Origin of the sequence: Micromonospora sp. NPDC050695, from assembly GCF_040654415.1 — a bacterium.
Taxonomy (GTDB): domain Bacteria; phylum Actinomycetota; class Actinomycetes; order Mycobacteriales; family Micromonosporaceae; genus Micromonospora.
In genome coordinates, this window is the sequence record NZ_JBFAHZ010000003.1 from 127,420 (window position 1) to 151,225 (window position 23,806).

The 23,806-nt window shown below is 72.8% G+C and carries 24 protein-coding genes and 1 pseudogene; 3 read left to right on the top strand and 22 right to left on the bottom strand.

What is annotated here, in order from left to right; translation table 11 throughout:
* Window positions 1-30: 30 nt before the first annotated feature.
* Window positions 31-774: pseudogene (locus AB0H52_RS03350) on the top strand (aminotransferase class V-fold PLP-dependent enzyme); the annotation flags it as partial.
* A gap of 151 nt (window positions 775-925) precedes the next feature.
* Here AB0H52_RS03350 and AB0H52_RS03355 read toward each other — a convergent pair.
* Window positions 926-1,639, bottom strand: a complete 714-nt coding sequence (locus tag AB0H52_RS03355) for a M23 family metallopeptidase (RefSeq protein WP_357944955.1) — start codon at window positions 1,637-1,639, stop codon at window positions 926-928.
* A 225-nt stretch (window positions 1,640-1,864) separates the two neighbouring features.
* Here AB0H52_RS03355 and AB0H52_RS03360 point away from each other — a divergent pair, with 225 nt between their 5' ends.
* Entirely contained in the window at window positions 1,865-2,992 is a 1,128-nt protein-coding gene (locus AB0H52_RS03360) for a sulfite oxidase (RefSeq protein WP_151490303.1), read from the top strand.
* A gap of 52 nt (window positions 2,993-3,044) precedes the next feature.
* Here AB0H52_RS03360 and AB0H52_RS03365 read toward each other — a convergent pair whose 3' ends face one another.
* The 12 genes from AB0H52_RS03365 to proS form a co-directional block, all read right to left on the bottom strand.
* Complete coding sequence (locus AB0H52_RS03365) at window positions 3,045-3,368, bottom strand: DUF2469 domain-containing protein (RefSeq protein WP_007075222.1); 324 nt, start codon at window positions 3,366-3,368, stop codon at window positions 3,045-3,047.
* Entirely contained in the window at window positions 3,365-4,177 is an 813-nt protein-coding gene (locus AB0H52_RS03370; RefSeq protein ID WP_151490304.1) for a ribonuclease HII, read from the bottom strand. The genes AB0H52_RS03365 and AB0H52_RS03370 overlap by 4 nt, the downstream gene beginning before the upstream one ends.
* The gene (locus tag AB0H52_RS03375) at window positions 4,171-4,635 is read right to left on the bottom strand and encodes an NUDIX domain-containing protein (RefSeq protein WP_357944958.1); all 465 of its coding nucleotides are present in this window, start codon (window positions 4,633-4,635) and stop codon (window positions 4,171-4,173) included. The genes AB0H52_RS03370 and AB0H52_RS03375 overlap by 7 nt, the downstream gene beginning before the upstream one ends.
* 49 nt (window positions 4,636-4,684) lie before the next feature.
* On the bottom strand, window positions 4,685-5,320 hold the full coding sequence (lepB, locus tag AB0H52_RS03380) for a signal peptidase I (protein ID WP_151490306.1): 636 nt from the start codon (window positions 5,318-5,320) through the stop codon (window positions 4,685-4,687).
* Between the two features lie 10 nt (window positions 5,321-5,330).
* A complete protein-coding gene (lepB, locus tag AB0H52_RS03385) occupies window positions 5,331-6,200 on the bottom strand; it encodes a signal peptidase I (RefSeq protein ID WP_151490307.1) in 870 nt (289 codons plus the stop codon).
* A 181-nt stretch (window positions 6,201-6,381) separates the two neighbouring features.
* Window positions 6,382-6,738, bottom strand: coding sequence for a 50S ribosomal protein L19 (gene rplS / locus AB0H52_RS03390; protein WP_030335223.1), 357 nt, complete (start codon window positions 6,736-6,738; stop codon window positions 6,382-6,384).
* A gap of 143 nt (window positions 6,739-6,881) precedes the next feature.
* Window positions 6,882-7,655, bottom strand: coding sequence for a tRNA (guanosine(37)-N1)-methyltransferase TrmD (gene trmD / locus AB0H52_RS03395; protein WP_151490308.1), 774 nt, complete (start codon window positions 7,653-7,655; stop codon window positions 6,882-6,884).
* A gap of 10 nt (window positions 7,656-7,665) precedes the next feature.
* Window positions 7,666-8,217 carry a ribosome maturation factor RimM gene (rimM, locus tag AB0H52_RS03400; protein WP_151490309.1) on the bottom strand — a complete coding sequence of 184 codons (552 nt, stop codon included), beginning with the start codon at window positions 8,215-8,217 and terminating at the stop codon, window positions 7,666-7,668.
* Window positions 8,217-8,477, bottom strand: coding sequence for an RNA-binding protein (locus AB0H52_RS03405; RefSeq protein WP_172862164.1), 261 nt, complete (start codon window positions 8,475-8,477; stop codon window positions 8,217-8,219). The genes rimM and AB0H52_RS03405 overlap by 1 nt, the downstream gene beginning before the upstream one ends.
* Window positions 8,452-8,925 carry a 30S ribosomal protein S16 gene (gene rpsP, locus AB0H52_RS03410; protein WP_151490310.1) on the bottom strand — a complete coding sequence of 158 codons (474 nt, stop codon included), beginning with the start codon at window positions 8,923-8,925 and terminating at the stop codon, window positions 8,452-8,454. Before rpsP ends, AB0H52_RS03405 begins: the two co-directional genes overlap by 26 nt.
* 230 nt (window positions 8,926-9,155) lie before the next feature.
* Window positions 9,156-9,776 (bottom strand): DUF402 domain-containing protein, encoded by a 621-nt coding sequence (locus tag AB0H52_RS03415; protein WP_151490313.1) that lies wholly within the window; start codon window positions 9,774-9,776, stop codon window positions 9,156-9,158.
* 37 nt (window positions 9,777-9,813) lie between these two features.
* Window positions 9,814-11,220, bottom strand: a complete 1,407-nt coding sequence (gene proS / locus AB0H52_RS03420) for a proline--tRNA ligase (protein WP_151490311.1) — start codon at window positions 11,218-11,220, stop codon at window positions 9,814-9,816.
* A gap of 261 nt (window positions 11,221-11,481) precedes the next feature.
* On the opposite strand from proS, the gene AB0H52_RS03425 reads away from it, so the two are divergent.
* A complete protein-coding gene (locus AB0H52_RS03425; protein WP_151490312.1) occupies window positions 11,482-12,084 on the top strand; it encodes a TetR family transcriptional regulator in 603 nt (200 codons plus the stop codon).
* Window positions 12,085-12,400: 316 nt separating this feature from the next.
* On the opposite strand, the gene AB0H52_RS03430 is transcribed toward AB0H52_RS03425, so the two are convergent.
* The 9 genes from AB0H52_RS03430 to ftsY form a co-directional block, all read right to left on the bottom strand.
* Complete coding sequence (locus tag AB0H52_RS03430) at window positions 12,401-13,480, bottom strand: amidohydrolase family protein (protein ID WP_151493269.1); 1,080 nt, start codon at window positions 13,478-13,480, stop codon at window positions 12,401-12,403.
* A gap of 54 nt (window positions 13,481-13,534) precedes the next feature.
* On the bottom strand, window positions 13,535-15,100 hold the full coding sequence (ffh, locus tag AB0H52_RS03435; RefSeq protein WP_357944966.1) for a signal recognition particle protein: 1,566 nt from the start codon (window positions 15,098-15,100) through the stop codon (window positions 13,535-13,537).
* A 114-nt stretch (window positions 15,101-15,214) separates the two neighbouring features.
* Window positions 15,215-15,871: a response regulator transcription factor gene (locus AB0H52_RS03440; RefSeq protein WP_357944969.1), complete on the bottom strand. Its 657-nt coding sequence runs from the start codon at window positions 15,869-15,871 to the stop codon at window positions 15,215-15,217.
* Complete coding sequence (locus tag AB0H52_RS03445; protein WP_357944972.1) at window positions 15,868-17,031, bottom strand: sensor histidine kinase; 1,164 nt, start codon at window positions 17,029-17,031, stop codon at window positions 15,868-15,870. Before AB0H52_RS03445 ends, AB0H52_RS03440 begins: the two co-directional genes overlap by 4 nt.
* Window positions 17,032-17,396: 365 nt before the next feature.
* Window positions 17,397-19,673, bottom strand: coding sequence for a [protein-PII] uridylyltransferase (locus tag AB0H52_RS03450; protein ID WP_357944975.1), 2,277 nt, complete (start codon window positions 19,671-19,673; stop codon window positions 17,397-17,399).
* 16 nt (window positions 19,674-19,689) lie between these two features.
* Window positions 19,690-20,028: a P-II family nitrogen regulator gene (locus AB0H52_RS03455; protein WP_172862163.1), complete on the bottom strand. Its 339-nt coding sequence runs from the start codon at window positions 20,026-20,028 to the stop codon at window positions 19,690-19,692.
* 25 nt (window positions 20,029-20,053) lie between these two features.
* Window positions 20,054-21,466 (bottom strand): ammonium transporter, encoded by a 1,413-nt coding sequence (locus AB0H52_RS03460; RefSeq protein ID WP_151490814.1) that lies wholly within the window; start codon window positions 21,464-21,466, stop codon window positions 20,054-20,056.
* A 275-nt stretch (window positions 21,467-21,741) separates the two neighbouring features.
* Window positions 21,742-22,605: an aminoglycoside phosphotransferase family protein gene (locus AB0H52_RS03465; RefSeq protein ID WP_192580334.1), complete on the bottom strand. Its 864-nt coding sequence runs from the start codon at window positions 22,603-22,605 to the stop codon at window positions 21,742-21,744.
* A 6-nt stretch (window positions 22,606-22,611) separates the two neighbouring features.
* Window positions 22,612-23,802: a signal recognition particle-docking protein FtsY gene (ftsY, locus tag AB0H52_RS03470; RefSeq protein ID WP_151490815.1), complete on the bottom strand. Its 1,191-nt coding sequence runs from the start codon at window positions 23,800-23,802 to the stop codon at window positions 22,612-22,614.
* Between the last annotated feature and the right edge of the window lie 4 nt (window positions 23,803-23,806).

The window sequence follows — 23,806 nt, forward strand, 5'->3', positions numbered from 1 at the left end:
CAGCGCGTCCAGCAGCGGCTGCGCGACGAGATGGAGGCCAACCCGCTGCGCTTCTTCACCCAGGGGCTGGTCGGCCGGGTCGCGCACACCCGCCGGCACCTCGCCGGGTTCCTGGGTGCCGACCCGGACGGCAGTGCCCTGGTCGGCAACACCACCACCGGCGTCGCCGTGGTGCTCCAGTCGGTGGGCCTGCGACCCGGCGACGAGGTGCTCAGCACCGACCACGGGTACGGCGCGGTCAGCCTGTCCATCCAGCGGGAGTGCCGGCGGATCGGGGCGGTCAGCCGTGTCCTGCCCATCCCCCTGGCCGCCACCGACGAGCAGATCGTCCAGACCATCCGGGCCGGCCTGCGCCCGGGCAGGACGCGGCTGCTCGTCGTCGACCAGCTCACCTCGGCCACCGCCAAGCTTTTCCCCGCCGCCGCCATCGTCGGGGTGGCCCACGAGCACGGCGTGCCGGTGCTGGTGGACGCCGCGCACGCGCCGGGCATGCTCTCCACGACGGTGAGCAGCATCGGCGCCGACTTCTGGGCGGGCAACCTGCACAAGTGGGCGTACGCCCCGCGCGGGACCGCCCTGCTGGCGGTGGCCCCGCAATGGCGGGACCGGATCGAGCCGCTGGTGGTGTCCTGGGAGCAGGAATCCGGTTACCCGGCCCGGGTGGAATGGCAGGCCACCCTCGACTACACGTCCTGGTTGGCGGCGCCGGCGGGGCTGTTCACGTTGCGTAGCCTCGGCGTCGATCGGGTGCGGGCGCACAATGCCGCTCTCGCCGCGTACGGCCAGCGGGTGGTGGGGGACGCCCTGGGGGTGCCGCCCGCCCAGTTGCCCGACCCCGGCGGACCGGGGGTGGCGCTGCGCCTCATTCCGCTGCCGGCCGGCACGGCGCTCAGCATCGAAGCGGCGCGGGCGTTGCAGACGCGGATCAGCGAGCGGCTGGCCACCGAGGTGGCCGTGATGAGCTGGGACGGCCGGGGGTGGCTGCGGCTGACCGGTCAGGTGTACAACACCGCCGACGAGTACGAACGGCTGGCCGTGCGGCTGCCGGCGCTGCTCGCCCAGCGCTGAGGCCACGGACCGGGAGCAGGCGTACCGGGCCGAGGCCGAGCAGGGCGAGCGGGTCGAGGTACTCCTCGCCCCGGCGCAGCCCCCAGTGCAGGCACGCCTCGACCGGGCAGCCCGGATGCCCGGGCAGCAACTCGCCCAGCGGTGCGCCGGCGGTGACCGGCTGGCCTGCGCGTACGGCTGGTTGGACCGGCTCGTGGGTGGTCCGCAGCCCGTCGGCGTGGCCCACCGTGACCACTGGCCGGCCGGCCACCAGACCGGCGAAGAGCACGGTGCCCGGCCCGGCGCTACGGACCATCGCGCCCGGCGGGGCGGCCAGGTCGACGCCCCGGTGCCCGGGCAGCCACGGCCGGGGTGGCGGGTCGAACCGGCGCACCGGGCGGGGCTGCCCGTCGACCGGCCAGCGGAACCGACCCGGGTCGGCGTCCACCGAGGAGGACGCCAGGACAGCTTGCGCCGGCGGATGGCCGGGCACCGCCGCCACGAGGACGGCCAGACCGCAGAGTTGGACGGTCAGCGCGAGGGGAAACGCGGCACAGAGCAGCAGGGTGCGCGGGACGGATGGCGGTCGCATGAGGGCAGCCTCGGGCCGGGGCGGGGCCCTCCGCGACCCCGGGCGACGGAACTGTGGATAACCGGAGGTGCTGTGGACGACCATCCAGAGGCGGCAATGATCTGCTATGGCGGACGTCGCTTCCGCTGACCCGCCGTCCGGGCCGGGCCGTGTTCGGGCCGCCGCGGAGGGCCTAGGCTGGGCCGGGTGCGGTGTCGCGCCGCCGCTCGGACCGGGGAGGCCAGCATGACGACTGTCGATGACCGGACGCCGACGGTGGCCGACGTGAGCGGCCCGTCCCGGCTCGCGGAGCCGGATGAGGCGATCAGCGCGGAGGAGTTGCAGCTCGCCGCCCGTAACCACGGCATTCCGCTGGAGGCGCTGCGCTACGACGTCACCCCGGCCGGGCTGCACTACCTGCTGATCCACTACGACATCCCGGAGCTGGACGCGGCCACGCACACGCTGACCGTCGACGGCGCGGTCGATCGGCCGTTGGCCGTCACCCTGGCCGAGTTGCGCGAGCGGCCCCGGGTCACCCGCCGGGTCACCCTGGAGTGCGCCGGCAACGGCCGGGCGCTGCTGCACCCTCGGCCGGTCAGCCAGCCGTGGCTGGTGGAGGCGGTCGGCAACGCCGAGTGGACGGGTACGCCCCTCGCTCCTCTGCTGCGCGAGGCGGGCCTCGGGCCGGACGCGGTCGACGTGGTCTTCACCGGCGCCGATCACGGTGTCGAACGCGGGATCGAGCAGGACTACCAGCGGGCGCTGCCGGTCGCCGACGCGCTGCGCGAGGAGGTGCTGCTGGCGTACGAGATGAACGGTGCTCCCCTGCTGCCGCAGCACGGCGCGCCGCTGCGACTGATCGTGCCGGGCTGGTACGGCATGGCGCACGTGAAGTGGCTCCACTCGATCGAGATCCGGACCGAGCCGTTCGAGGGCTACCAGAACGCGGTGGCGTACCGGCTGCGCCGCGATGCCGACGACCCGGGCGTGCCGGTCACCCGGATCGAGCCCCGCGCGCTGGTCCGCCCGCCCGGGTTCCCCGACTTCATGTCCCGCCGTCGGGTGGTGCGGGCGGGGCCGTGCACGGTGGACGGTCGGGCCTGGTCGGGGCACGCGCCGGTGGTCGCCGTGGAGGTGACCACCGATGACGGGCAGAGCTGGGTGCCGGCGGAGCTGGACCCGGCGGACGGCGGCGACTTCGCCTGGCGGCGGTGGCGGTACGAGTGGACGGCCACCCCGGGCCGGTACGTGCTCGGCGCACGGGCCACCGACGCGTCCGGACGGACGCAGCCGGTGGAGCAGCCGTGGAACCGGGGCGGCTTCGCCAACAACCTGGTGCAACGGGTCGAGGTCGTGGTGCCGGCCGAGTGACCGGCGGGCTACGCCACGGGTGGGGGGCCCGTAGTGCGGCCGGGTGGTGCGCTCAGCCGCCGAAGCCGGAGTCGGCGGGCAGCGAGATGTCCGGCTTCTCCAGCTCCTCGACGTTGACGTCCTTGAAGGTCATCACTCGGACGTTCTTCACGAAGCGGGCCGGACGGTACATGTCCCACACCCACGCGTCGTGCATCTCGACCTCGAAGTAGACCTCGCCGTCGGAGTTGCGCACGTGCAGGTCGACCTGGTTGGCCAGGTAGAACCGACGTTCCGTCTCCACCACGTACGAGAACTGGCGGACAATGTCGCGGTACTCCCGGTAGAGCTGAAGCTCCATCTCGGTCTCGTACTTCTCGAGATCTTCCGCGCTCATCGCACTCCGCCTTCCATGACCACATCTTCCCCCACCGGCGCCGGAGGCCGAGGCTGCTCGCCCAACGCCACGCCGACGGTACCCCCTGACGCTCCGGAGCGCTCCATCGGCTCGTCCGCACCCACACCGGCGGGCCGGCGGGAGCGCGGGGGCCGGCCGTCGCGGCCGGAAACCGCGGCGACATTGACGTACGAGAAACGGTGCTCCCGGCACGGCCCGTGCTCCCGCAGGGCGGCGCTGTGCTCCGGGGTGATGTAGCCCTTGTGCTCGGCGAACCCGTACGCCGGGAACACCTCGTCCAGCTCCACCATGATCCGGTCCCGGGTGACCTTGGCGAGGACGCTGGCCGCCGCCACGCAGGCGGCGACCCGGTCACCCTTCCACACCGCCAGCCCCGGCACGCCCAGGCCGTCCACGCCGAAGCCGTCGGTCAGCACGTACTCCGGACGGGTGGTCAGCGAGGCGAGCGCCCGGCGCATCGCCGCCAGGTTGCACACGTGCAGGCCCCGGGCGTCGACCTCGTCGGCCGGGATGACCACCACGGCGTACGCCAGGGCGCGGTCCACGACCTCCGCGTACACCCGTTCCCGGCTGGCCGGGGTGAGCAGCTTGGAGTCGGCCAGCCCGTCGATCTCGCCACGGCGCCCCTCGGGCAGCACCGCAGCGGCGGCGACCAGCGGGCCGGCGCACGCGCCCCGGCCGGCCTCGTCGGCACCCGCCACGTGCCGGAAGCCGCGCCGTTGCAGCGCTCGTTCCAGCGCGTACAGCCCGGCCTCGCGGCGTACGACGGTGCGCGGCGGGGTCAGCACGACGGCTCCGCAGCCGGCGGCAGGAGCCGGGCCAGCAGGTCGGGTGGGTAGTACCGCTCGCCGCTGGCGGCCAGCTCGGCCGGCGGCCACCAGCGGTGACCGGCGATGCTGCGCTGCTCGATGTCGTTGAAGCCGATGGTGTCGACCTGCCACGACGGCACCCGGAGCAGGAAGAAGTCCTGTTCCTGGCGGTAGAAGTTGCCGTCGAACGGAAACTCGGTCGTGTCGGACCAGACGGGCTCGCCCAGCTCGGCGGGGGCGATCCGCAGCCCGGTCTCCTCGGCCAACTCCCGGGCGGCGCCCGCCGCCGACGACTCCGCCGCGTCGAGCCCGCCGCCCGGCGTGAACCAGTAGCGGTGCCCGGGACGGGCCGGGTCGAAGCCGTGGAAAAGCAGCACCCGACCGGCCGCGTCGACGAGCAGCACACGGGCGGCGCGTCGAGGGGTGTAGACGGTCACCGCACCAGCCTGCCAGACCGGCGGCGGTTCGCCCACGCCCCCATCGGTCCTACGGCTTGGGAATGCCGTCGAACTGCTCCGGAACGGTCAGCCAGGTGGCCCGGCTGACCGGCCAGAAGACGGTGAACGCCCGCCCGACGACCTCACCCTCGGGAATCGTGGCCTCGGTGATGTTCTGCCCGGACTGCTGCCAGTGCTCCAACGAGTCACCCGACGCCGACCGGTGGTCGCCCATCACCCACAGCCGGCCCTTCGGCACGGTGATGTCGAACTCCTGGTCGGCCGGCTTGTCGCGGATGCCGTCCATCGAGAAGATGTACGGCTCGTCCAACGACGTGCCGTTGATGATCAGCCGCTCCTGCGGGTCGCAGCAGACCACGTGGTCGCCGCCGACGCCGATCACCCGCTTGATGAAGTCCTCACCGTCGGGGTTGCCGCTCCACTCCGTCGGCGCCTTGAACACGATCACCTCGCCGCGGTGCGGTGACCGGAAATCGTAGACCAGCTTGTTGACCAGCACCCGGTCATCGATCTTGAGAGTGTTCTCCATGGACGGGGAGGGGATGAAGAAGGTCTGCAGCACGAAGGCGCGGACCAGCACCGCGACCAGGATCGCCACACCCAGCAGGATCGGCAGCTCCTTCCAGAAGGAGCTACGCGGCTTGTCGGTCTGCTCGTCAATCACGCCAAGGAGCCTACGTTGCCGAACTGGACGTCACCGTCCGGAACGCGCGGGAACCCCGCAGCGCCACCGCCAGGGGAAGCATCAGCAGCACACCACCCTGCGGGGTCGGCCGGACCGGAGGCGCACCCGACGAGGCCGTGACCGGCCCGGCCACATCCTCGAAGGTCGGCGGCACCGACAGGGCACTCCAGCGCGACGACGGCCACACCACCATGAAGGCCCGGCCGACGACGTTGTCGATCGGCACCGGACCCTGGCAGCGCGCGTCCTGCGAGACCTCGCGGTGGTCGCCCATGACGAAGATCTGACCCGGGGGTACGACCACCTCGTCGAAGCGCCGGGAGCGGCACTCCTGCGGGTTGGGCGGCAGGTCCAACGGGGAGTCCCGCAGGACGTACGGCTCGTTGAGCGGGGTGCCGTTGACGGTGACCCGGCCCTGGGTGTCGCAGCACTTCACCCGGTCGCCGGGAAGCCCGATGACCCGCTTGATGAAGTCCTTCTCACCGGGGCGGCTCACCCCGACCAGGTCGCCGACGGTACGCGCGAGTTTGCCGGCGAAGCCCGGCTCCGGCTGCTCGTCGACCTGCGGCGCCCAGCGGTCGGTGCCCCGGAACACCACCACCTCGCCGCGTACCGGGTCACGGACGTCGTAGACGACCTTGTTGACCAGCACCCGGTCACCGATGAGGAGAGTGTCCTCCATCGAACCGGACGGGATGAAGAACGCCTGGAGCAGGAACGTGCGGATCAGCACCGCGAGGCAGAACGCGACCACCAGCAGCAGCGGAAGCTCCTGCCAGAGGGGCATCTGGCGGCGGCCACGGCGGACCCGCCGGCGCCACGGATCGACGGTGCCGTCCTCGTCAAGCGTCTGCACCACGCCACTCCCCGGTCCGCAGAAACACCACCGCCCGGGAGCCTCGTCGAGGCTCCACGGGCGGTTGTGGACGGCTGCCCGCCACGTGGGCGGGAACGCCGCCTGGCTGCGCCCGTACGACCAGGGTAGTGCGGTCCGGTCGGTACGGCATACGCGCAGCTCAGGCGGCGTGGCGAGCGGGAAGTCAGCTGGGCTGCTTCTCCCGCTTCTCCTTGATCTTGGCCTTCTTGCCGCGCAGCTCGCGCAGGTAGTACAGCTTGGCGCGACGCACGTCACCGCGGGTCACGACCTCGATCCGGTCGATGCCCGGGCCGTTGAGCGGGTAGGTCCGCTCGACGCCGACACCGAAGCTGACCTTGCGGACCGAGAAGGTCTCGCGCAGACCGTCACCCTGGCGGCGGATCACGACGCCCTGGAAGATCTGGACACGGGACCGGTTGCCCTCGACGACCCGCGCGTGCACCTTGACGGTGTCACCGGCACGGAAGTCGGGAAGGTCGGTCCGCTTCGACTGGGCGTCAAGGGCGTCCAGGATGTTCATCGCTGCGTCCTCGTGAGGCTCACGGCGCACCGTCACTCGGTGCGCGGGTGGGTGATTCTGATCCCCGGGTGGTGGTCGGCGGGCCGACCCCGGTCGGGGATCCTCGCAGCCGCCCGCGGGCGCGGACGGATGCGGCAACCCCCCTACTTTGCCACATCCCCCGGCGGCAGCTGAAATCCGGCCCGATCCAGTGCCGCGATGTCCCGTTTGTCGAGCTGATCGGGCGGCAGCGCGGCCAGCAGGTCCGGACGCCGGGCGGCGGTCCGCAGCAGCCCCTCCTCGCGCCGCCACCGCGCGATCCTGCCGTGGTCGCCGGAGCGGAGCACCTCCGGCACGTCGTGCCCACGCCAGCTCGGCGGCTTGGTGTAGATCGGCGCCTCCAGCAGCCCGTGCGCGTGCGACTCCTCGTCCAGCGAGCCGGCGTTGCCCAGCACCCCGGGCAGCAGTCGGGTGACCGCCTCCAGGATCACCAGCACCGCCACCTCACCACCGAAGAGCACGTAGTCGCCCAGCGAGACCTCGGTGACCGGCATCCGGGTCGCCGCGTGCGCCAACACCCGCTGGTCGATCCCCTCGTACCGGCCACAGGCGAAGAGCAGGTGCGGCTCGGACGCCAACTCGTGCGCCATGGCCTGCGTGAACGGGGCACCGGCCGGCGAGGGCACCAGCAGCCGGGGCGGCGGGGCCTCGGCCGGCGCGAGCGCGTCCAGCGCCGCGCCCCACGGCTCGGGCCGCATCACCATTCCCGGGCCACCGCCGTACGGGGTGTCGTCGACCGTGCGGTGCACGTCGTGCGTCCAGGTCCGCAGGTCGTGCACGGCGAACTGGAGTACGCCGTTGGCCCGGGCACGACCGATCAGCGACAGGTCCAGCGGGGCGAAGTACTCCGGGAAGATCGACACGACGTCGACGCGCATGGGGGTGGTCCTAAAGATCGAGCAGTCCGGCCGGCGGGTCGACGATCACGCGTCCACCGGCCAGGTCGACCTCCGGAACGATCGCCCGGACGAACGGGATCAGCGCGGTACGACCCTCGGGCCGCCGCAGCACCAGCAGGTCGGAGGAGGGCGCGTGGTCGATCCGGGACACCTCGCCCAGCCGCTCGCCGGCAGGGGTGACCACGGCCAGACCCACCAACTGGTGGTCGTGGAACTCCTCCGGGTCCTCCGGAGGGTCGACGTCGGCGCTGTCCACCACGAGCAGCGTCCCCCGCAGCGCCTCGGCGGCGTCGCGGTCCAGGATCCCGTCGAAGGCGACGAGCATCCGGCCCTGGTGAAAGCGGGCTTCCTCGATGGTCAGCTCGGCCGGCACCCGGAACGGCACACCCGGACCGTCCGCCGGCGGCGGGACCGCCCCGGGTTCGGTGCGCAGCACCGACCCCGGGGCGAACCGTGCTTCGGGCTCGTCGGTCCGCACTTCCACGGTGACCTCACCGCGGACACCGTGCGGCTTGCCGATCCTTCCGACGACGAGTTGCATCAGTACGAGTCGACGATGTCGACGCGTACTCCGCGCCCGCCGATGGAGCCGATCACCTGACGCAGCGCCTTGGCGGTCCGGCCGGACCGCCCGATCACCGTGCCGAGGTCCTCGGGGTGCACGCGGACTTCCAGCCGCTTGCCCCGACGGGAATCGACCATCCGCACCCGGACGTCATCCGGGTGGTCGACGATGCCCTTGACCAGGTGCTCCAACGCCGGACGCAGAGGCATGTCAGGCCTGCTCACCGGCGTCGGCAGCGGCAGCCGGAGCCTCGGCCGGAGCCTCGGTCTTCGGCGCCTCGGCCGGAGCCTCGGCAGCCTTGGCGGCCTTCTTGGCCGGCTTGGCCGGGGTCTCCGGGGCCAGCCCGGCGGCGGCCTTCGCCTCAGCCTCGTACGCCGCCTTGCGGTCGACCTGCTCGGCCTTGACCTTCAGCGGCGGCGGGGCCGGCAGGCCCTTGAACTTCTGCCAGTCACCGGTCAGCTCCAGCAGCCGCTGCACCGCCTCGCTCGGCTGGGCGCCGACGGACAGCCAGTACTGGACCCGCTCCGACTTGACCTCGATGACCGAAGGGTCCTCCTTCGGCTGGTACACCCCGACGAACTCGATCGCCCGGCCGTCACGCTTGGTGCGCGAGTCGGCGATGACGATGCGGTACTGCGGGTTGCGGATCTTGCCCATCCGCAGGAGCCGGATCTTTACGGCCACAGTTGTTTCGCTCCTGTTGCGATCTCACCGGCCCGGTACGGGCGGTGTGCATGGGTGAGCGCCGACCGGCACAGTGGGGTTGGGCCGGAGACTACTCGGTGGACTGGCAACGCGCCCGGGTTAGAGGGCGCCGAACGCGCGCCGGATACCAGCGACCTATTCTGCCAGATCCGCTGCCGATCTCCCGCATCGGACCCGCACACCACCGCACCGGTGACCCGGAACACCCCTCAGCGCACCGGCGGACGGTCCCATCCCGGCGGAAGTTCGTCCGGTACGTCCCAGTCTGACGGCGGGGTGAAGTCGCGCCAGGTGCCGTCGAACGGGAACTCGCCAGCCTCCGCGAGGGCGATCACCCGCTCCCCCTCGGCCCGGACCGCCTTCTCGTCGCTCACCCAGTAGTCGTCGCCGAAGGCGAGCCGCTCGACGAACTCGTCCTCGTCCTTCCACTCCCAGCTGAGGTCCGGGCGTACCACCACGTCGAGGTCCTGATCCACCACGTCGACGCCGGCCACCGGGCCGTCGTCCCAGCGCACGCCGGGTTCCTCCAGGTTGACGTACCAGTGGGCGAAGCGGCCCTGCGCGTCGCGGAACCACCACACCGAGTGCGCCGCCCCGGTGGGCAGGAACTTCAGCAGCGGCGGCCCGTTCCAGCGCCCGTGCGCCAGCCGGTACGACGACGAGATCCACTGGGCGAACGGCACGGACCGCATGTTCAGGCCGGCGTCGGTCACCTCGTGGGCCACCGGGGAGTCCCGGGCGATCCAGACCAGCAGACCCCGCTCGTCGTCGCTGACCACCCGGCCCGGCCGGACCCACCCGATCCGGCCGTGCCGCACGTTCCGGTGCATGATCAGCCGGCCCGGCTCGAACCGGTCGACGAGCACCTCAGTAGGCGCGGGCGAGGATGGCGACCAGGTCCGGCTCGTCCTCCGAGTCCGGTACCGAGCCGTCGGCACGCAACAGGCAGCGCACCGTGACGCCCTGGCCGTTCGCCTCGGCCTCGCCGGCCACGCCGACCACCGACCACGGCACCCGGGCCCAACCGGTCGCGGCGGCGTCGATCGCCTCGGCGAGCGTGGCCACCTCCACGGTGCGCGACTGGCGGTTGGCCAACGCCTGGTCGTGCAGCACCTGCTGGTCGGCCTCCAGCGCGGCGAGGACCGCGCCGACCACGTCGGCGACCGGCGTCGGGGCCTTCGACCCGTCGGTACGGCGCACCACCGTCGCGTTGCCGACGGCCAGGTCACGGGGGCCGACCTCGACGCGTACCGGATAGCCACGCAGCTCGGCGTCGACGGCCCGGCGGCCGAACGCGGTGTCGGTCCGGTCGTCGAGCGCGACCCGGACACCGGCGTCCCGCAGGCCGTCGAGCAGCTTGGCCGCCGCCTCGGCGACGCCCTCGCCGTCCTTGACGATCATGACGTACGCCTGGATGGGCGCCAGCCGCGGCGGCACCCGCAGACCGTTGTCGTCGCCGTGCGCCATGATCAGGCCGCCCAGCATCCGGGTCGACGTGCCCCACGAGGTGGTCCAGGCGTGCTCCCGACCGCCCTCCTTCGAGGAGTAGCTGATGTCGAACGCCTTGGCGAAGTTCTGGCCCAGCTCGTGGCTCGTGCCCAACTGCAGCGCCTTGCCGTCGCCCATCATGCCTTCGCAGGTGTACGTGGCCGTCGCGCCCGCGAACCGCTCACGGGCCGTCTTCAGGCCCACCACGACCGGGATGCCGAGCACGTTGACCATCAGGTCCTCGTACGCCTCGTGCAGGATCCGCCGCGCGTACGCCCGCGCGTCCTCGCGGGTGGCGTGCGCAGTGTGCCCCTCCTGCCAGAGGAACTCACTGGTGCGCAGGAAGATCCGTGGCCGCAGCTCCCACCGGACCACGTTCGCCCACTGGTTGAGCAGCAGCGGCAGGTCCCGGTACGAGTCGATCCACTTGGCCATGAACTCGCCGATCACCGTCTCGCTGGTGGGGCGCACCACCACCGGCTCGGCGAGCTGCTTGCCGCCACCGTGAGTGACCACCGCCAACTCCGGCGAGAAGCCCTCGACGTGCTCGGCCTCACGCTTGAGGTAGCTCTCCGGAATGAACAGCGGGAAGTACGCGTTCTCCGCGCCAGCCGCCTTGATCCGGGCGTCCATCTCGAGCTGCATCCGCTCCCAGATGGCGTAGCCGGCCGGTCGGATGACCATGGTGCCGCGGACCGGGCCGTTGTCGGCCAGCTTCGCCTTGGCGATCAGGTCCTGGTACCAGCGGGGGAAGTCCTCCGCGCGGGGAGTGAGCACGCGTGCCATGACCGCACATCCTATGCGTCACGCGGTGCGACGCCGCGCCCGGGAGCCGTCGTGCCGTGTCGCACCCGCCCGCCACCGCGACCGGTGGCGGTGCCGCGCGGGCTACCGGCCCGTGCTGGCGGCTCGACCACGCACGCCAGCGCACGGACCGACGGGCTGGGCGGGCCGCGCTGGCGGCTCGACGCTGGGGCGGGCCCGCGGGGTCGCGGTGGCAGCTCGACGCTGGGCGGCCCGGCGGACCGCCCGTAGAATTCGACCACCATGACTACATCGACGGACTCGCCCCGCCAGCGGCTGCGGGACACGATCGTGGACGCCGCCCGCGCGCGGACCATCGCCGCAGGCTGGGACGCGGTCCGGATGGGCGGGGTGGCCACCACGGCGGGGGTGAGCCGGCAGACCGTCTACAACGAATTCGGCAGCAAGGCGGGGCTGGCCGAGGCGCTCGCCCGCCGCGAGGTGGACCGGTTCGTCGGCGACGTCCGGGCCGCCCTGCTCGCGCACGGCTCCGACGTACGCGCCGGCGCACACGCGGCGATCGCGCACACCCTCACCACGGCCGCCGACAACCCGCTGGTCAAAGCCATCCTGACCAGTGCCCGAGGCGGCTCCGACGAGTTGCTCCCGTACCTCACCACCCGGGCCGAGGTCGTGCTCACCGAGGCGTCCGGCGCGCTGATCGACTGGGCCGGCGACCACCTGCCGGGAGCGGACCAGGCCGCGCTGGCCTTCGCCGCCGACACGATCGTCCGGCTCGTGGTGAGCCACATCGTGCTCCCCCGCTCCCCGATCGACCAGACCGCCACGGCCCTGGCCGACCTGGCCGTGCACCTCTTCAGCGCCGCAGCCCGCCTCACCCACTGACCAGCCCCGGGTACCCCGGCACGCCCCTACCCCGCCACGCGCCGCACACCCCGCCCCGCCGCGCTGCCCGCGGCCCTCCGCGCCAAGATCGCGCTCGATCCTGGATGTAGTGGCATCCCAGGTCGCCGGGGCCACTACATCCTGGATCGAGCGCGATCTTGCGAGGGGCGCGCCGCGCGAGCGGCGCCCGGCGCGGAGCGGGCGCGGCGCCCGGCGCGGAGCACGAGCGGCGCGGCGAGGAGCAGAGCGTGCGCGGGGGCGGGGGACGGGGGACGGGGCGGGGCCGGGGCGGGGACGGGGACGGGGACGGGGGCGGTTAGCGGATCACTCGGCCGCGCAGGATCGTGCGGGACGGAGCCCGGACGACGCGTAGGTCGCGGCGGGGATCCTCGGGGTAGACGGTCAGGTCGGCGAGGCCGCCCTCGACCAGGCCGGGGAAGCCGAGCCAGTCCCGGGCACCCCAGGAGGCGGCGGCGAGCACGTCGAGCGGTGCCATGCCGGCCTGCTCGTGCAGCAGCAGCATCTCGTCGGCGGCGAGCCCGTGGTCGATGCCACCGCCGGCGTCGGTGCCCACGTAGATCGGTACGCCCGCCTCGTGCGCCGCGCGCACCACCTCGGGGAAGCGGTCGCGCAACGAGAGCATGTGCTCGGCGTACCCGGGGAACTTGGCCCGCGCCTGCTCGGCGATGCTCCCGAAGGTGGCAATGTTGATCATTGTGGGGACCAGGGCGGTGCCCTGGCGGGCCATCTCGTCGATCAGGTCGAGGCTGAGCCCGGTGCCGTGCTCCACCGAGTCGACCCCGGCCCGCACCATGATCTCGACCGCCGACTCGGAGAAGGTGTGCACCGCGGCCCGTACCCCGGCGTCGTGCGCGGCCCGCACGGCGGCGGTGAGGGTGTCCGCGTCCCAGGACGGCGCCAGGTCGCCCACGCCACGGTCGATCCAGTCGCCGACCAGCTTGACCCAGCCGTTGCCGGCCCGTGCCTGCGCGGCCACCGTGGCGGCGACCTCGGCCGCACCGACCTCCACGCCGATGTCGCGCAGGTAGCGCTTCGGCGGCGCGACGTGCCGGCCGGCGCGGGCCAGTCGCGGCAGGTCCGGCTCGTCGTCGAGATCGGGGTACGGGTACGGCGAACCGGCGTCGCGGATCGCCAGCACCCCGGCGTCCCGGTCGACGTGGGCCAACTCGCGGGCCTGGTCGAGCGAGGTGATCGGTGCGCCACCTCGGGCGATGCCGATGTGGCAGTGCGCGTCAACAAGCCCGGGCAGGACGAAGCCGCCGTCGACCACGGTCTCCGCCTCGGGCACCGGGGTGAAGGTCACCCGGTCGCCGACCAGCCAGAGATCCCGGACCTCGTCGGCGGGGAGCAGCACACCACGCACGTGAAGAGCCATGCGCACAGTCCTACCCGATCACCTCGGGGTCCGCGACGCCGCCACCGACACGCGTCAGCGGGGGCGGTTGTCGCCGCCCTTGCCGAGCTTGTTGAAGTCGATCTTTGGAAGCTTGAAGCCGGGCGGCAGGCCCTGGCCACCGGCGAGGTCGTTCGGGTCCATCCCCGGCGGGAGCTGCGGCATGCCACCCGGAAGGCCGCCCGGAAGGCCGCCCGGAAGGCCGGCACCGGTACGCGGCCGACCGCCACCCTTGGTGCCCTTGCGCTTGTTCTTCGGCGACTTGGTCGCCTTGCGCCGGCCGCCGCCGGGCAGGCCCATCATGCCGCCCATCTGCTTCATCATCTTCTGCGCGTCGGCGAAGCGGTTGAGCAGCTGGTTGACGTCCATCACGGTGACCCCGGAGCCGTTGGCGATACGCGCCCGGCGGGAGCCGTTGATGATCTTCGGGTTGGTCCGCTCGCCCGGGGTCATCGACCGGATGATCGCGGTGACCCGGTCGAAGTGGCTGTCGTCCAGCTCGGCGAGCTGGTCCTTCATCTGCCCCATGCCGGGCATCATGGCCAGCACGTTGGCGATCGGGCCCATCCGCCGCACCGCGATGAGCTGGTCGAGGAAGTCGTCCAGGGTGAACTGCTCACCGCCCATCAGCTTGGCGGTCATCTTCTCCTTCTGATCGGAGTCGAAGGCCTGCTCGGCCTGCTCGATCAGAGTGAGGACGTCGCCCATGCCGAGGATCCGGCTGGCCATCCGGTCGGGGTGGAAGACGTCGAAGTCCTCCAACTTCTCGCCGGTGGAGGCGAACAGGATCGGCTGCCCGGTGACCTCGCGCACCGACAGCGCGGCGCCACCGCGGGCGTCGCCGTCGAGCTTGGAGAGCACCACACCGGTGATGCCGACGCCGTCACGGAACGCCTCGGCGGTGCGGACGGCGTCCTGACCGACCATCGCGTCGATGACGAAGATGACCTCGTCCGGCGAGACGGCGTCGCGGATGTCGGCGGCCTGCTGCATCATCTCGGCGTCGATGCCGAGCCGGCCGGCGGTGTCGACGATGACGATGTCGCGGGCGGCACGCTTCGCGTGCTCGATCGACGCGCGCGCCACCTGCACCGGGTCACCGGTGCCGTTGCCGGGCTCCGGGGCGTACACCTCGACGCCGGCCCGACCACCGAGCACCTGGAGCTGCCCGACGGCATTGGGACGCTGGAGGTCGGCGGCGACGAGCAGCGGCTGGTGCCCCTGGCCCTTGAGCCAGCGGGCCAACTTGCCGGCCAGGGTCGTCTTACCGGAACCCTGGAGGCCGGCCAGCATGATCACGGTGGGCGGCTGCTTGGCGAACTGGAGTCGCCGGCCCTCACCGCCGAGCACGTTGATCAGCTCTTCGTTGACGATCTTGATGATCTGCTGGGCCGGGTTCAGCGCCTGCGAGACCTCGGCGCTGCGGGCGCGCTCCTTGACGGCCGCGATGAAGCCCTTGACCACCGGCAGCGCAACGTCCGCCTCCAGCAGCGCGAGGCGGATCTCGCGCGCGGTGGCGTCGATGTCGGCGTCGGTGAGCCGCCCCTTGCCGCGGAGCTTGGTGAAGATCCCGGACAGGCGGTCACTCAAGGTGTCAAACACGCGAACATCCCGTTTGTCAGTGTTCCGGCGGGCACAACGCGGCCGGCAGTGCGGAGTCCGGCCACCGCTAGGGTAGCCGCCCGGCCGCGGGGCCGCTGTCGCCCGGCCCGGCCCTCACCCCGAGACCAACCCCGACTGGTACGCGAAGACGACGAGCTGGGCCCGATCCCGGGCTCCCAGCTTGCCCATCGCCCGGCTGACGTGGGTCCGCGCGGTCGCCGGGCTGACCACCAACCGGGCGGCGATCTCCTCGTTGTTCAGCCCCTCACCGACCAGGCCGACCACCTGGCGCTCCCGGTCGGTGAGCGTGTCCAGCCGGGGGTGCGGACGGGGCACCCGCGACGGTCGGGTGGCGAACTCCCGCACCACCCGCCGGGTCACCGACGGCGACAGCAACGCCTCCCCCTCGGCCACCAGCCGGATCGCGCGCAGCAACTCGGCCGGCCGGGTGTCCTTGGTGAGGAACCCGCTCGCACCGTGCCGCAGGGCGTCGAAGACGTACTCGTCCAGCTCGAAGGTGGTGAGCACCACCACCCGCGTACCCGTCAGGTCGGGGTCGGCGACGATGCGGCGGGTCGCCTCGATGCCGTCGATGCCGGGCATCCGGATGTCCATCAGCACCACGTCCGGCCGTTCCCGCCGGGCCAGCTCCACCGCCCGCAGGCCGTCGGCCGCCTCGCCGGCCAGCGCCAGGTCGTCCTCGCTCTCCACCAGCGCGCGCAGCCCGAGCCGGACCAGGTCCTGGTCGTCGGCGATCAGCACCCGGATCACGTCGCGGGCTCCACGGGCAGCCCGGCGTACACCCGGAACCCGCCCCCGGCGCGCGGCCCGGTGGTCAACCGTCCGCCCAGCGCCGCGACCCGCTCCCGCATCCCGGCCAGACCGTGGCCGCCCTCGTCGTCGACCGGAGCAGCCCCGGCGCGGCCCGTCCCCACCCCCCGGTCGGTGACCTCGACGGTCACCTCGTCCGCGCGGTAGTCCACGGTCACCTCCGCGCTCGCCACCCCCGCGTGCCGCAGCACGTTGGTCAACGCCTCCTGCACCACCCGGTACGCGGCCAGGTCCACCGCGGCGGGCAACTCCCCGGGGCCACCGACCACGCGTACCTCGACGGCGAGCCCGGCCCCGGCGAGCCGCTCGCGCAACGCCGGGAGGCGGGCCAGGCCGGGTACCGGCTCACGCTCCGCGCCCCGTCGCACCGCGCCGAGGGTGACCCGCAGTTCGTCCAGGGCCTCCCGGCTGGTCCGGCTGATCGCGGTCAGGGCCACCTCCGCCTGCTCCGGCCGCTTCGGCAGCAGGTGCAGGGCGATCTCCGCCTGCATGCTGATCGCGGCGAGCCCGTGCCCCACCACGTCGTGCACCTCCTGCGCGATGCGCAGCCGCTCCTCGTCGGCCTGCCGTCGCGCCTGTTCGACACGGCTGCGGGCCTCTTCGGCACGGGTGCGCGCGGTCGCCTCACGACTCACCCGCACCACCACCCCCACCGCGAACGGTACGACCACCCAGGCCGACGCGGGCAACACTCCCGCCCAACCGGGGGCCGGGCCCCGACCGAAGAAGACGTGCGCCAACAACAGCACGAACGCGGCACCGGTGGCGAGCGCCGCCGGACGCACCGGCAGCCACACCGCCACGGTGTACACCGCGATCAGGAACGTGAGCAGGATCGGCCCGTACGGGTAGCCGATCACCAGGTACGTCGAGGTGGCCACGGTGACCACGGCGAGGGTGACGACCGGAGTGCGGCGCCGGACCACCAGGGCGAGCGCGGCGACGGCGAGCAGCACCCGGCAGGTGGTGTCGACCGGCGTGGACCCCGGCTGATTGTCGCCGGCCAGACCGGTGGCGAGCAGCCCGAACCCGAGCAGCACCAGGGCGAGCGCGGCGTCCGCCGCCGTGTCCCGCCGCCCGTGCCGACCACTCTGCCGCATGCCGTCATTCTGCCCGCGCCGACGCTCCCCGACGTGCGTCCACGAGCGGCACCGCTCCTACGTCCCGCGACGTACCCGGCCTTGCCGTCGGCGAGGGCGAGCGGTCCCGCTGTCACCCTCGGGGCTGAGCACCACCGGCGCACGCTGACGGCGGAGAGAGCAGCCGGCAGCCGGTGGCGGATGCCCCCGTGAGCGTGATGACTGTGCGGCATATTGATGCCGCACAGTCATCAGGCCCACAACGGAGACGGCTTCGCCCCGGCACGCGCCGGGCCCGTCGACGCGCGCGGCCCTGCCGCTCGGGACCGCAACCGCAACCGCAACCGCAACCGCAACTCCTGGAGGATCCGAAGCACATCCCGGGGTCAGACGGCGGCGAGGACCGCGGCCTCCAGGCGGGCCCGGGTGGCGTCGTCGGGCCATCCGCCGACCAGGTAGAAGGCGTCCACCACGTCAGCGCCGAGGGTGGAGATCCGGGCCGCGCGGACCAGGGCGCCGGCCTCGTCGAGCGCGCACGTCACCCGGTAGAGCAGTCCGGCGGCGTCGGCGGCGCGCAGTTCCAGCAGTACGGCGTCGGTGGCCGCCTCGCGGTGCCAGACCACCCGGGGAGCCGCGCCGCCGCCACGGCTGGCGAGGGCACGGCCGCGTAGCCGCTGGGTGACCGACACGTCGCCGGCGACGGCCCGGCGCAGGTCAGCGCGGAGTGGCACCGGGTCCGGCGGTAGGCCGTAGCGGGGTTGCACCCGGCACTCGACCAGAGCGCGGCCGTCAACCGCCGAGGCGTCCGCGGAGATCACTTCCAGTCGGTGCAGCGCCAGGCAGCCGGCCACCGTGGCGAGCAGACCACGCCGGTCGGCCGCCGCCACCGCCACCCGGTCCCCGGTGAGGTGGACGACCGGCAGCGGCCCGGCCAGCAGCGCCGGGTCCGGGGCCGGCGGCTCGGGCAGGACGCCGGTGTCCAGCGCGGTACGGACCCGCGCGACCAGCTCGGCGACCAGCCGCCCCTTCCAGTCCGACCAGGCCGCCGGCCCGGTCGCCGCCGCGTCCGCGCGCACCAGCGCGTGCAGCAGATCGAGCGTGCCGGTGTCACCGACGGCCTCCGCCACCGAGGCGATGGTGACCGGGTCGGCCAGGTCGCGGCGGGTGGCCACGTCGGGCAGCAGCAGGTGCAGCCGCACCAGTTTGCCGATCAGCTCGGTCTCGGCGGCGGGCAGACCGATCCGGGTCGCCACCGCCTCGGCGAGTGGCACCCCGACGGTGCTGTGGTCACCGGCGAGGCCCTTGCCGATGTCGTGCAGCAGCGCACCGAGCAGCAGCAGGTCGGGGCGTTCCACCTCGCGGGTGTGCCGGCTGGCCTCGTGGGCGGTCTGCACCAGGTGCCGGTCCAGGGTGTAGCGGTGCACCGGGTTGTGCTGGGGCAGGCTGCGCAGCCGGGTCCACTCCGGCAGCCAGCCGTCGACCAGCCCGTACCGGTCGCACGTCTCCCAGGCCGGCACCAGGCCGGCACCGGCGCCGAGCAGGGTGGTCAGCGCGGCCCGGGCCTCGGCCGGCCAGGGGGCGGGCAGCGGTGGGCAGTACGCCGCCAGCCACTCGCAGGTGGCTCGGGCGATCGGCAGCCGGGTGGCGGCCGCCGCGGCGGCGATCCGCAGCGACAGGCTCGGGTCGGGGCGCGCTCCGATCGCCGTCCGCGCGAGCACCAACTCACCGTCGTGTTCGACGACGTCGCGGGCCACCGGACGGCGCCCGGGGCGACCGTTTCCGCCTCGGGACCGGCCGGAGCGCAGCCGGTCGGCGGCCCGGAAGGCGTCGTCCAGGGCGTGGCTGACCGTACGGGCGTCCCCGGCGACCCGGCGCAGCAGCGCGTCGCCGTCCTCCAGGCCCAGCAGTGTGGCCACGCCGTCGCGTTCCTGGGCGACGAGCCGGTCGACCCGGCGGCCGACCTGCTCGTGCAGGGCGTCACGGGCGTCCAGCAGGCGCAGGTGGGCGGCGCGCACGGCGGGGCGCAGCGCGTCGGTGATGCCGGCGGCGGAGATCGCGCGCAGCAACCCCACGTCGCGCAGCCCGCCGGCGGCCTCCTTGAGGTCGCCCTCCAGCAGGAAGGCGAGTTCGCCGTGTGCCTGCCAGCGTGCGTCGGTGACCTCCCGCAGACCGGGCAGGTGCCGCACGGCGGTACGCCGCCAGTGGTCGGCGGCGGTGCGGATCAGTGAGTCGGCCAGCGCCCGGTCGCCGACCACCAGCCGGGCGTCGAGCAGCCCGAGAGCGACCTTGACGTCGTCCTGGGCGACGGACAGCGCCTCGGAGACGGTGCGTACCGAGTGGTCGAGTCGCAGGCCGGCGTCCCAGATCGGGTACCACAGCGAGGCGGCCAGCTCGTCCGTGCCGGGCACCCCGGCGTGCAGCAGGACGAGGTCGAGGTCGCCGTACGGTGCGCACTGCCGCCGCCCCAACCCGCCGACGGCGAGCAACGCCACCCCGTCGCGCGCCGGCAGCAGCCCGCGCAGAAAGGTGTCGTACGCGGCGGCCCGCCCCCGCCGAGCGGCCTCCCCGATCCCCCCGCGTACGCCGACGACCTCGTTGATCAAGAGGTTCGCGTCACCGTCACCGGTGTGCCCGGACGCGTTCCCCTTGATCAACGAGGTCATGTCGGTCGTGGCCGGATCAGAGAGCGTCGAGGCCGCGCTCGCCGGTACGCACCCGGACGACCTCCTCGACACCGGTGACCCAGACCTTGCCGTCGCCGATCTTGCCCGTACGGGCGGCGCCGACGATGGCGTCCACCACCTTGTCCACGTCGATCTCGTCGGTGAGCACCTCGACCCGGATCTTGGGCAGGAACTCGACCGTGTACTCGGCACCCCGGTAGACCTCGGTGTGCCCCTTCTGCCGCCCGTACCCCTGCACCTCGCTGACGGTCAGCCCGGCCACCCCGAGGGCGTGCAGGGCCTCCTTCACCGCGTCCAGTTGGTACGGCTTGATGACCGCGGTCACCAGCTTCATGTCCAACCCCTCCATCCCAGGAACGTTAACCGGCGACCTTTTCGCTGACCGGCTCGGCGGGCTCCGCCTCCGGCTTGGCGGCGCTCGTGGTGCCGCCACCGGGGGTGCCGATGCCGGCCATCGCGAACGCGCTGCCCGTGCCGCCGCCCGCCGGGGACAGGTCGTAGCTGCTCTCGGCGTGCTCGGCGATGTCGATGCCCTCGACCTCGGCCTCGCCCTTGACGCGGAAGCCGATGGTCTTCTCGATGACGAAGGCGAGCACCCAGGCGATGCCGAACGACCACGCGGTGACGATCAGGCCGGCGAGGGCCTGCCGCCCGAGCTGGGTCGCGCCGCCGCCGTAGAAGAGGCCGTCCGAGGCGCCCACCACGTCGGAGATCGCGGCGTTGACCGAGTTGGTGGCGAAGAGACCGAGCCAGAGCGACCCGATCCAGCCGCCGACGAAGTGCACGCCGACCACGTCGAGGGAGTCGTCGTAGCCGAGCCGGTACTTGAGGCTGACGGCGAGCGCGCAGACCGCACCGGCGATGATGCCGAGCAGGACGGACGCCCACGGGGCGATGAAGCCACAGGCCGGGGTGATGGCGACCAGGCCGGCGATGGCGCCGGACGAGGCACCGACCATCGTCGGCTTACGGTCCTTGATCCACTCGACCGCGATCCAGCCGAGCACCGCCGCCGCCGTGGCGAGCTGCGTGTTGATGAAGGCGAGACCGGCGACCGAGTCGACGGTCAGCTCCGAGCCGGCGTTGAACCCGAACCACCCGAACCACAGCAGACCGGCACCGAGCGCGACGAGCGGGATGTTGTGCGGCTTCATGCCCTCACGTGGCCAGCCGAGTCGCTTGCCGAGCACCAGAGCCACGGCCAGGGCCGCCGCACCGGCGTTGATGTGCACCGCGGTGCCACCGGCGAAGTCCAGTGCGTGGATGTCGGCGCCGATGATGCCGCCGCCCCACACCCAGTGCGCGACCGGGAAGTAGACCAGGGTGGCCCAGCCGAACGCGAAGAGCAGCCAACCGGCGAACTTGGCCCGGTCGGCGATGGCACCGCTGATCAGCGCGACGGTGATCACCGCGAAGACCATCTGGAAGGCCATGAACACGTAGAGCGGAATCCCGATGCCGCTGGGGTTCTCCGCCGTGGCACCCCACAGGTCGGTCTCGGCGAGGAAGGTCTTGGTGCCGAGGTATGCGCCCGGGTCGCCCCAGAAGCCGTTCACGTCGGTCCCGAAGGCGACGCTGAAGCCGTAGAACCACCACAGAATAGAGATGAGCCCGATGGCGGAGAAGCTCATCATCATCATGTTGAGTACGCCCTTGGCCCGGTTGAGGCCGCCGTAGAACAGCGCCAGTCCGGGGGTCATGAGCAGCACGAGCGCGGTCGAAACCAGCAGCCATGTGGTATTGGCGCCGTCGATCGTCGGTGCTTCAGGCACGCTGGCCTCCTAAAGGTGAAGTCCTCCTTCGCGGCTTTCCGGGGCAGCGTCGCCCGTAGGCCGGTTGCGCGGAAGCTTCGCGGCCGGCTGTTTCACCCAGGGTCCCGTGCTGGTTTCCGTTTGGTGACGGGTTGTTTCGTACGTGTCACGAAGTCCGCACAGTACGCGGCATGGACGGTGGTGGATCGCCCGGACGGCGGGCGTCGATGGCTGACCGGCCAGGCCCATCGGCCGGCCCGCTTGCCGGGACCGCCCGAGCATCGACCGGTCACCGCTCAGCGGAGGGCGTTCTCCAGGGCGTGCCGCTCGTAGTCGAGCAGCCGCAGGTCGCGCATCGGCCGGCGCAGGTGCCCCTTGTGCACGATCCGGACGAACGCCGGCTCACCGGCCGCGGCCATCCGGCGGATCCCCTCGACGTGGTCCACGATCCGCTTGCGGATGGTCCGGATCAGCCGGTGCCGGTCCCGAGGGATCAGCCCGTACGCGTCGGCGAAGAGGCGCAACCGGCGCGGCCGGTCCGGACGCTTCCAGCCCAGCGTGATCGAATCCCGGTCCGCGAAGATCGGCACCCACGTCCAGGCCGCGTACGCCACGTCGTAGATCCGGGCGCCGGGCGACGCGAGGTCGAAGTCGATCAGCCCCAGCGTGCCGTCCGGACGCCAGATCACGTTGTGCGGCGCGGCGTCGTGGTGGCAGATCACCTCGGTGTCCGGCGGCGGCGGCCCGAACGAGCGCCAGACCGCTCCCGGCGGCGGCGTGAAGCCGTACTGGGCGTCGTGGAACATCCGCAGCATGGTGGCGACGGTCACCAGCGCCTCGTCGGTCACCCAGTGCGGGGCGAGCGGGTACTCCCCGCACTCCCCCTCCAGGTACGACAGCACCTCGCGGTTGCGCTCGTCCATACCGAGCGCCCGGGGCGCCCCGGTGAACCCGACGTACTCCAGGTGACGCAGCAGGGCGTGCACGGACGGGGTCCACGGTCCGGCGTTGCGACGGACCGTGTCCCCCACGCGGACGACGGTGCTCACGTTGCCGCCGTGCAGCGGGATCTCCTGCGAAGTCACGTACGGTCTCCCGAGGCGCTGCGAGGGGTGGCCGGGGTCACGCCAGCCCGCGTACGCGCGATCGTCAGTGGTCACCCGAGACTACGCGTCCCGTCCGGTGGCCTCGGTCCCCAGCAACGCGTCAACGAACTGCGCGGGGTCGAACGGGGCCAGATCGTCCTTGCCTTCGCCGAGGCCGACGAGCTTCACCGGGATGCCGAGCTTGCGCTGCACGGCGATCACGATGCCGCCCTTGGCGGTGCCGTCGAGCTTGGTCAGCACCACGCCGGTCACGTTGACCACCTCGGTGAAGACCCGCGCCTGCTCCAGGCCGTTCTGCCCGGTGGTGGCGTCGAGGATGAGCAGTGTCTCGTCGATCGGACCCTGCTTCTCCACCACGCGCTTGACCTTGCCCAGCTCGTCCATCAGGCCGACCTTGTTCTGCAGGCGGCCGGCGGTGTCGATGAGCACGGTGTCCACGCCGGTGTCGATGCCGCGCTTGACCGCGTCGAACGCGACGCTGGCCGGGTCGGCGGCCTCCGGGCCACGGACGGTCTCCGCGCCGACGCGCGATCCCCAGGTCTCCAGCTGGTCGGCGGCGGCGGCCCGGAAGGTGTCGGCGGCGCCGAGCAGTACGGTGCGGCCGTCGGCCACCAGCACCCGGGCGATCTTGCCGCAGGTGGTGGTCTTGCCGGCACCGTTGACGCCGACGACCAGGACCACCGCGGGGACGCCGTCCTTCGGGGCGGTCCGCAGCGAGCGGTCCAGGGTCGGGTCGAGCGCGTTGACCAGCTCGGCGGCGAGCAGCGCGCGCAGCTCGGAGGCCGAGCGGGTGCCCAGCACCCGGGTCCGCTCGCGGAGCCGGTCGACGATGTCGCGGGTGGCGTCGACGCCGACGTCGGCGGTGATCAGGCTGTCCTCGATCTCCTCCCAGACGTCCTCGTCGAGGTGGTCGCGGGCGAGCAGGCCGAGCAGGCCCTTGCCGAAGACGTTCTGCGAGCGGGACAGCCGCGAGCGGAGCCGGACGAGCCGCCCGGCGGTCGGCTCGGGCACCTCCACGGTCGGCGCGGGCGCCTCGAGCACCGGCGGCGGTTCGACCAGGACACCGGTGGACAGATCGGACTCGGGTGCCTCGACCGGTGGGCCGGCGAGATCCTCTTCGGCCCGGGTGTCGACCTCGGTGCGTGGCAGCGGAGGCTCGGGCCGCCGCCGCAGACGCGGCACGACCAGCCCGACTGTGCCGGCGATCAGCACACCGAGCAGGACCAGAGCGAGGACGAGATATTCGGCCATGCCG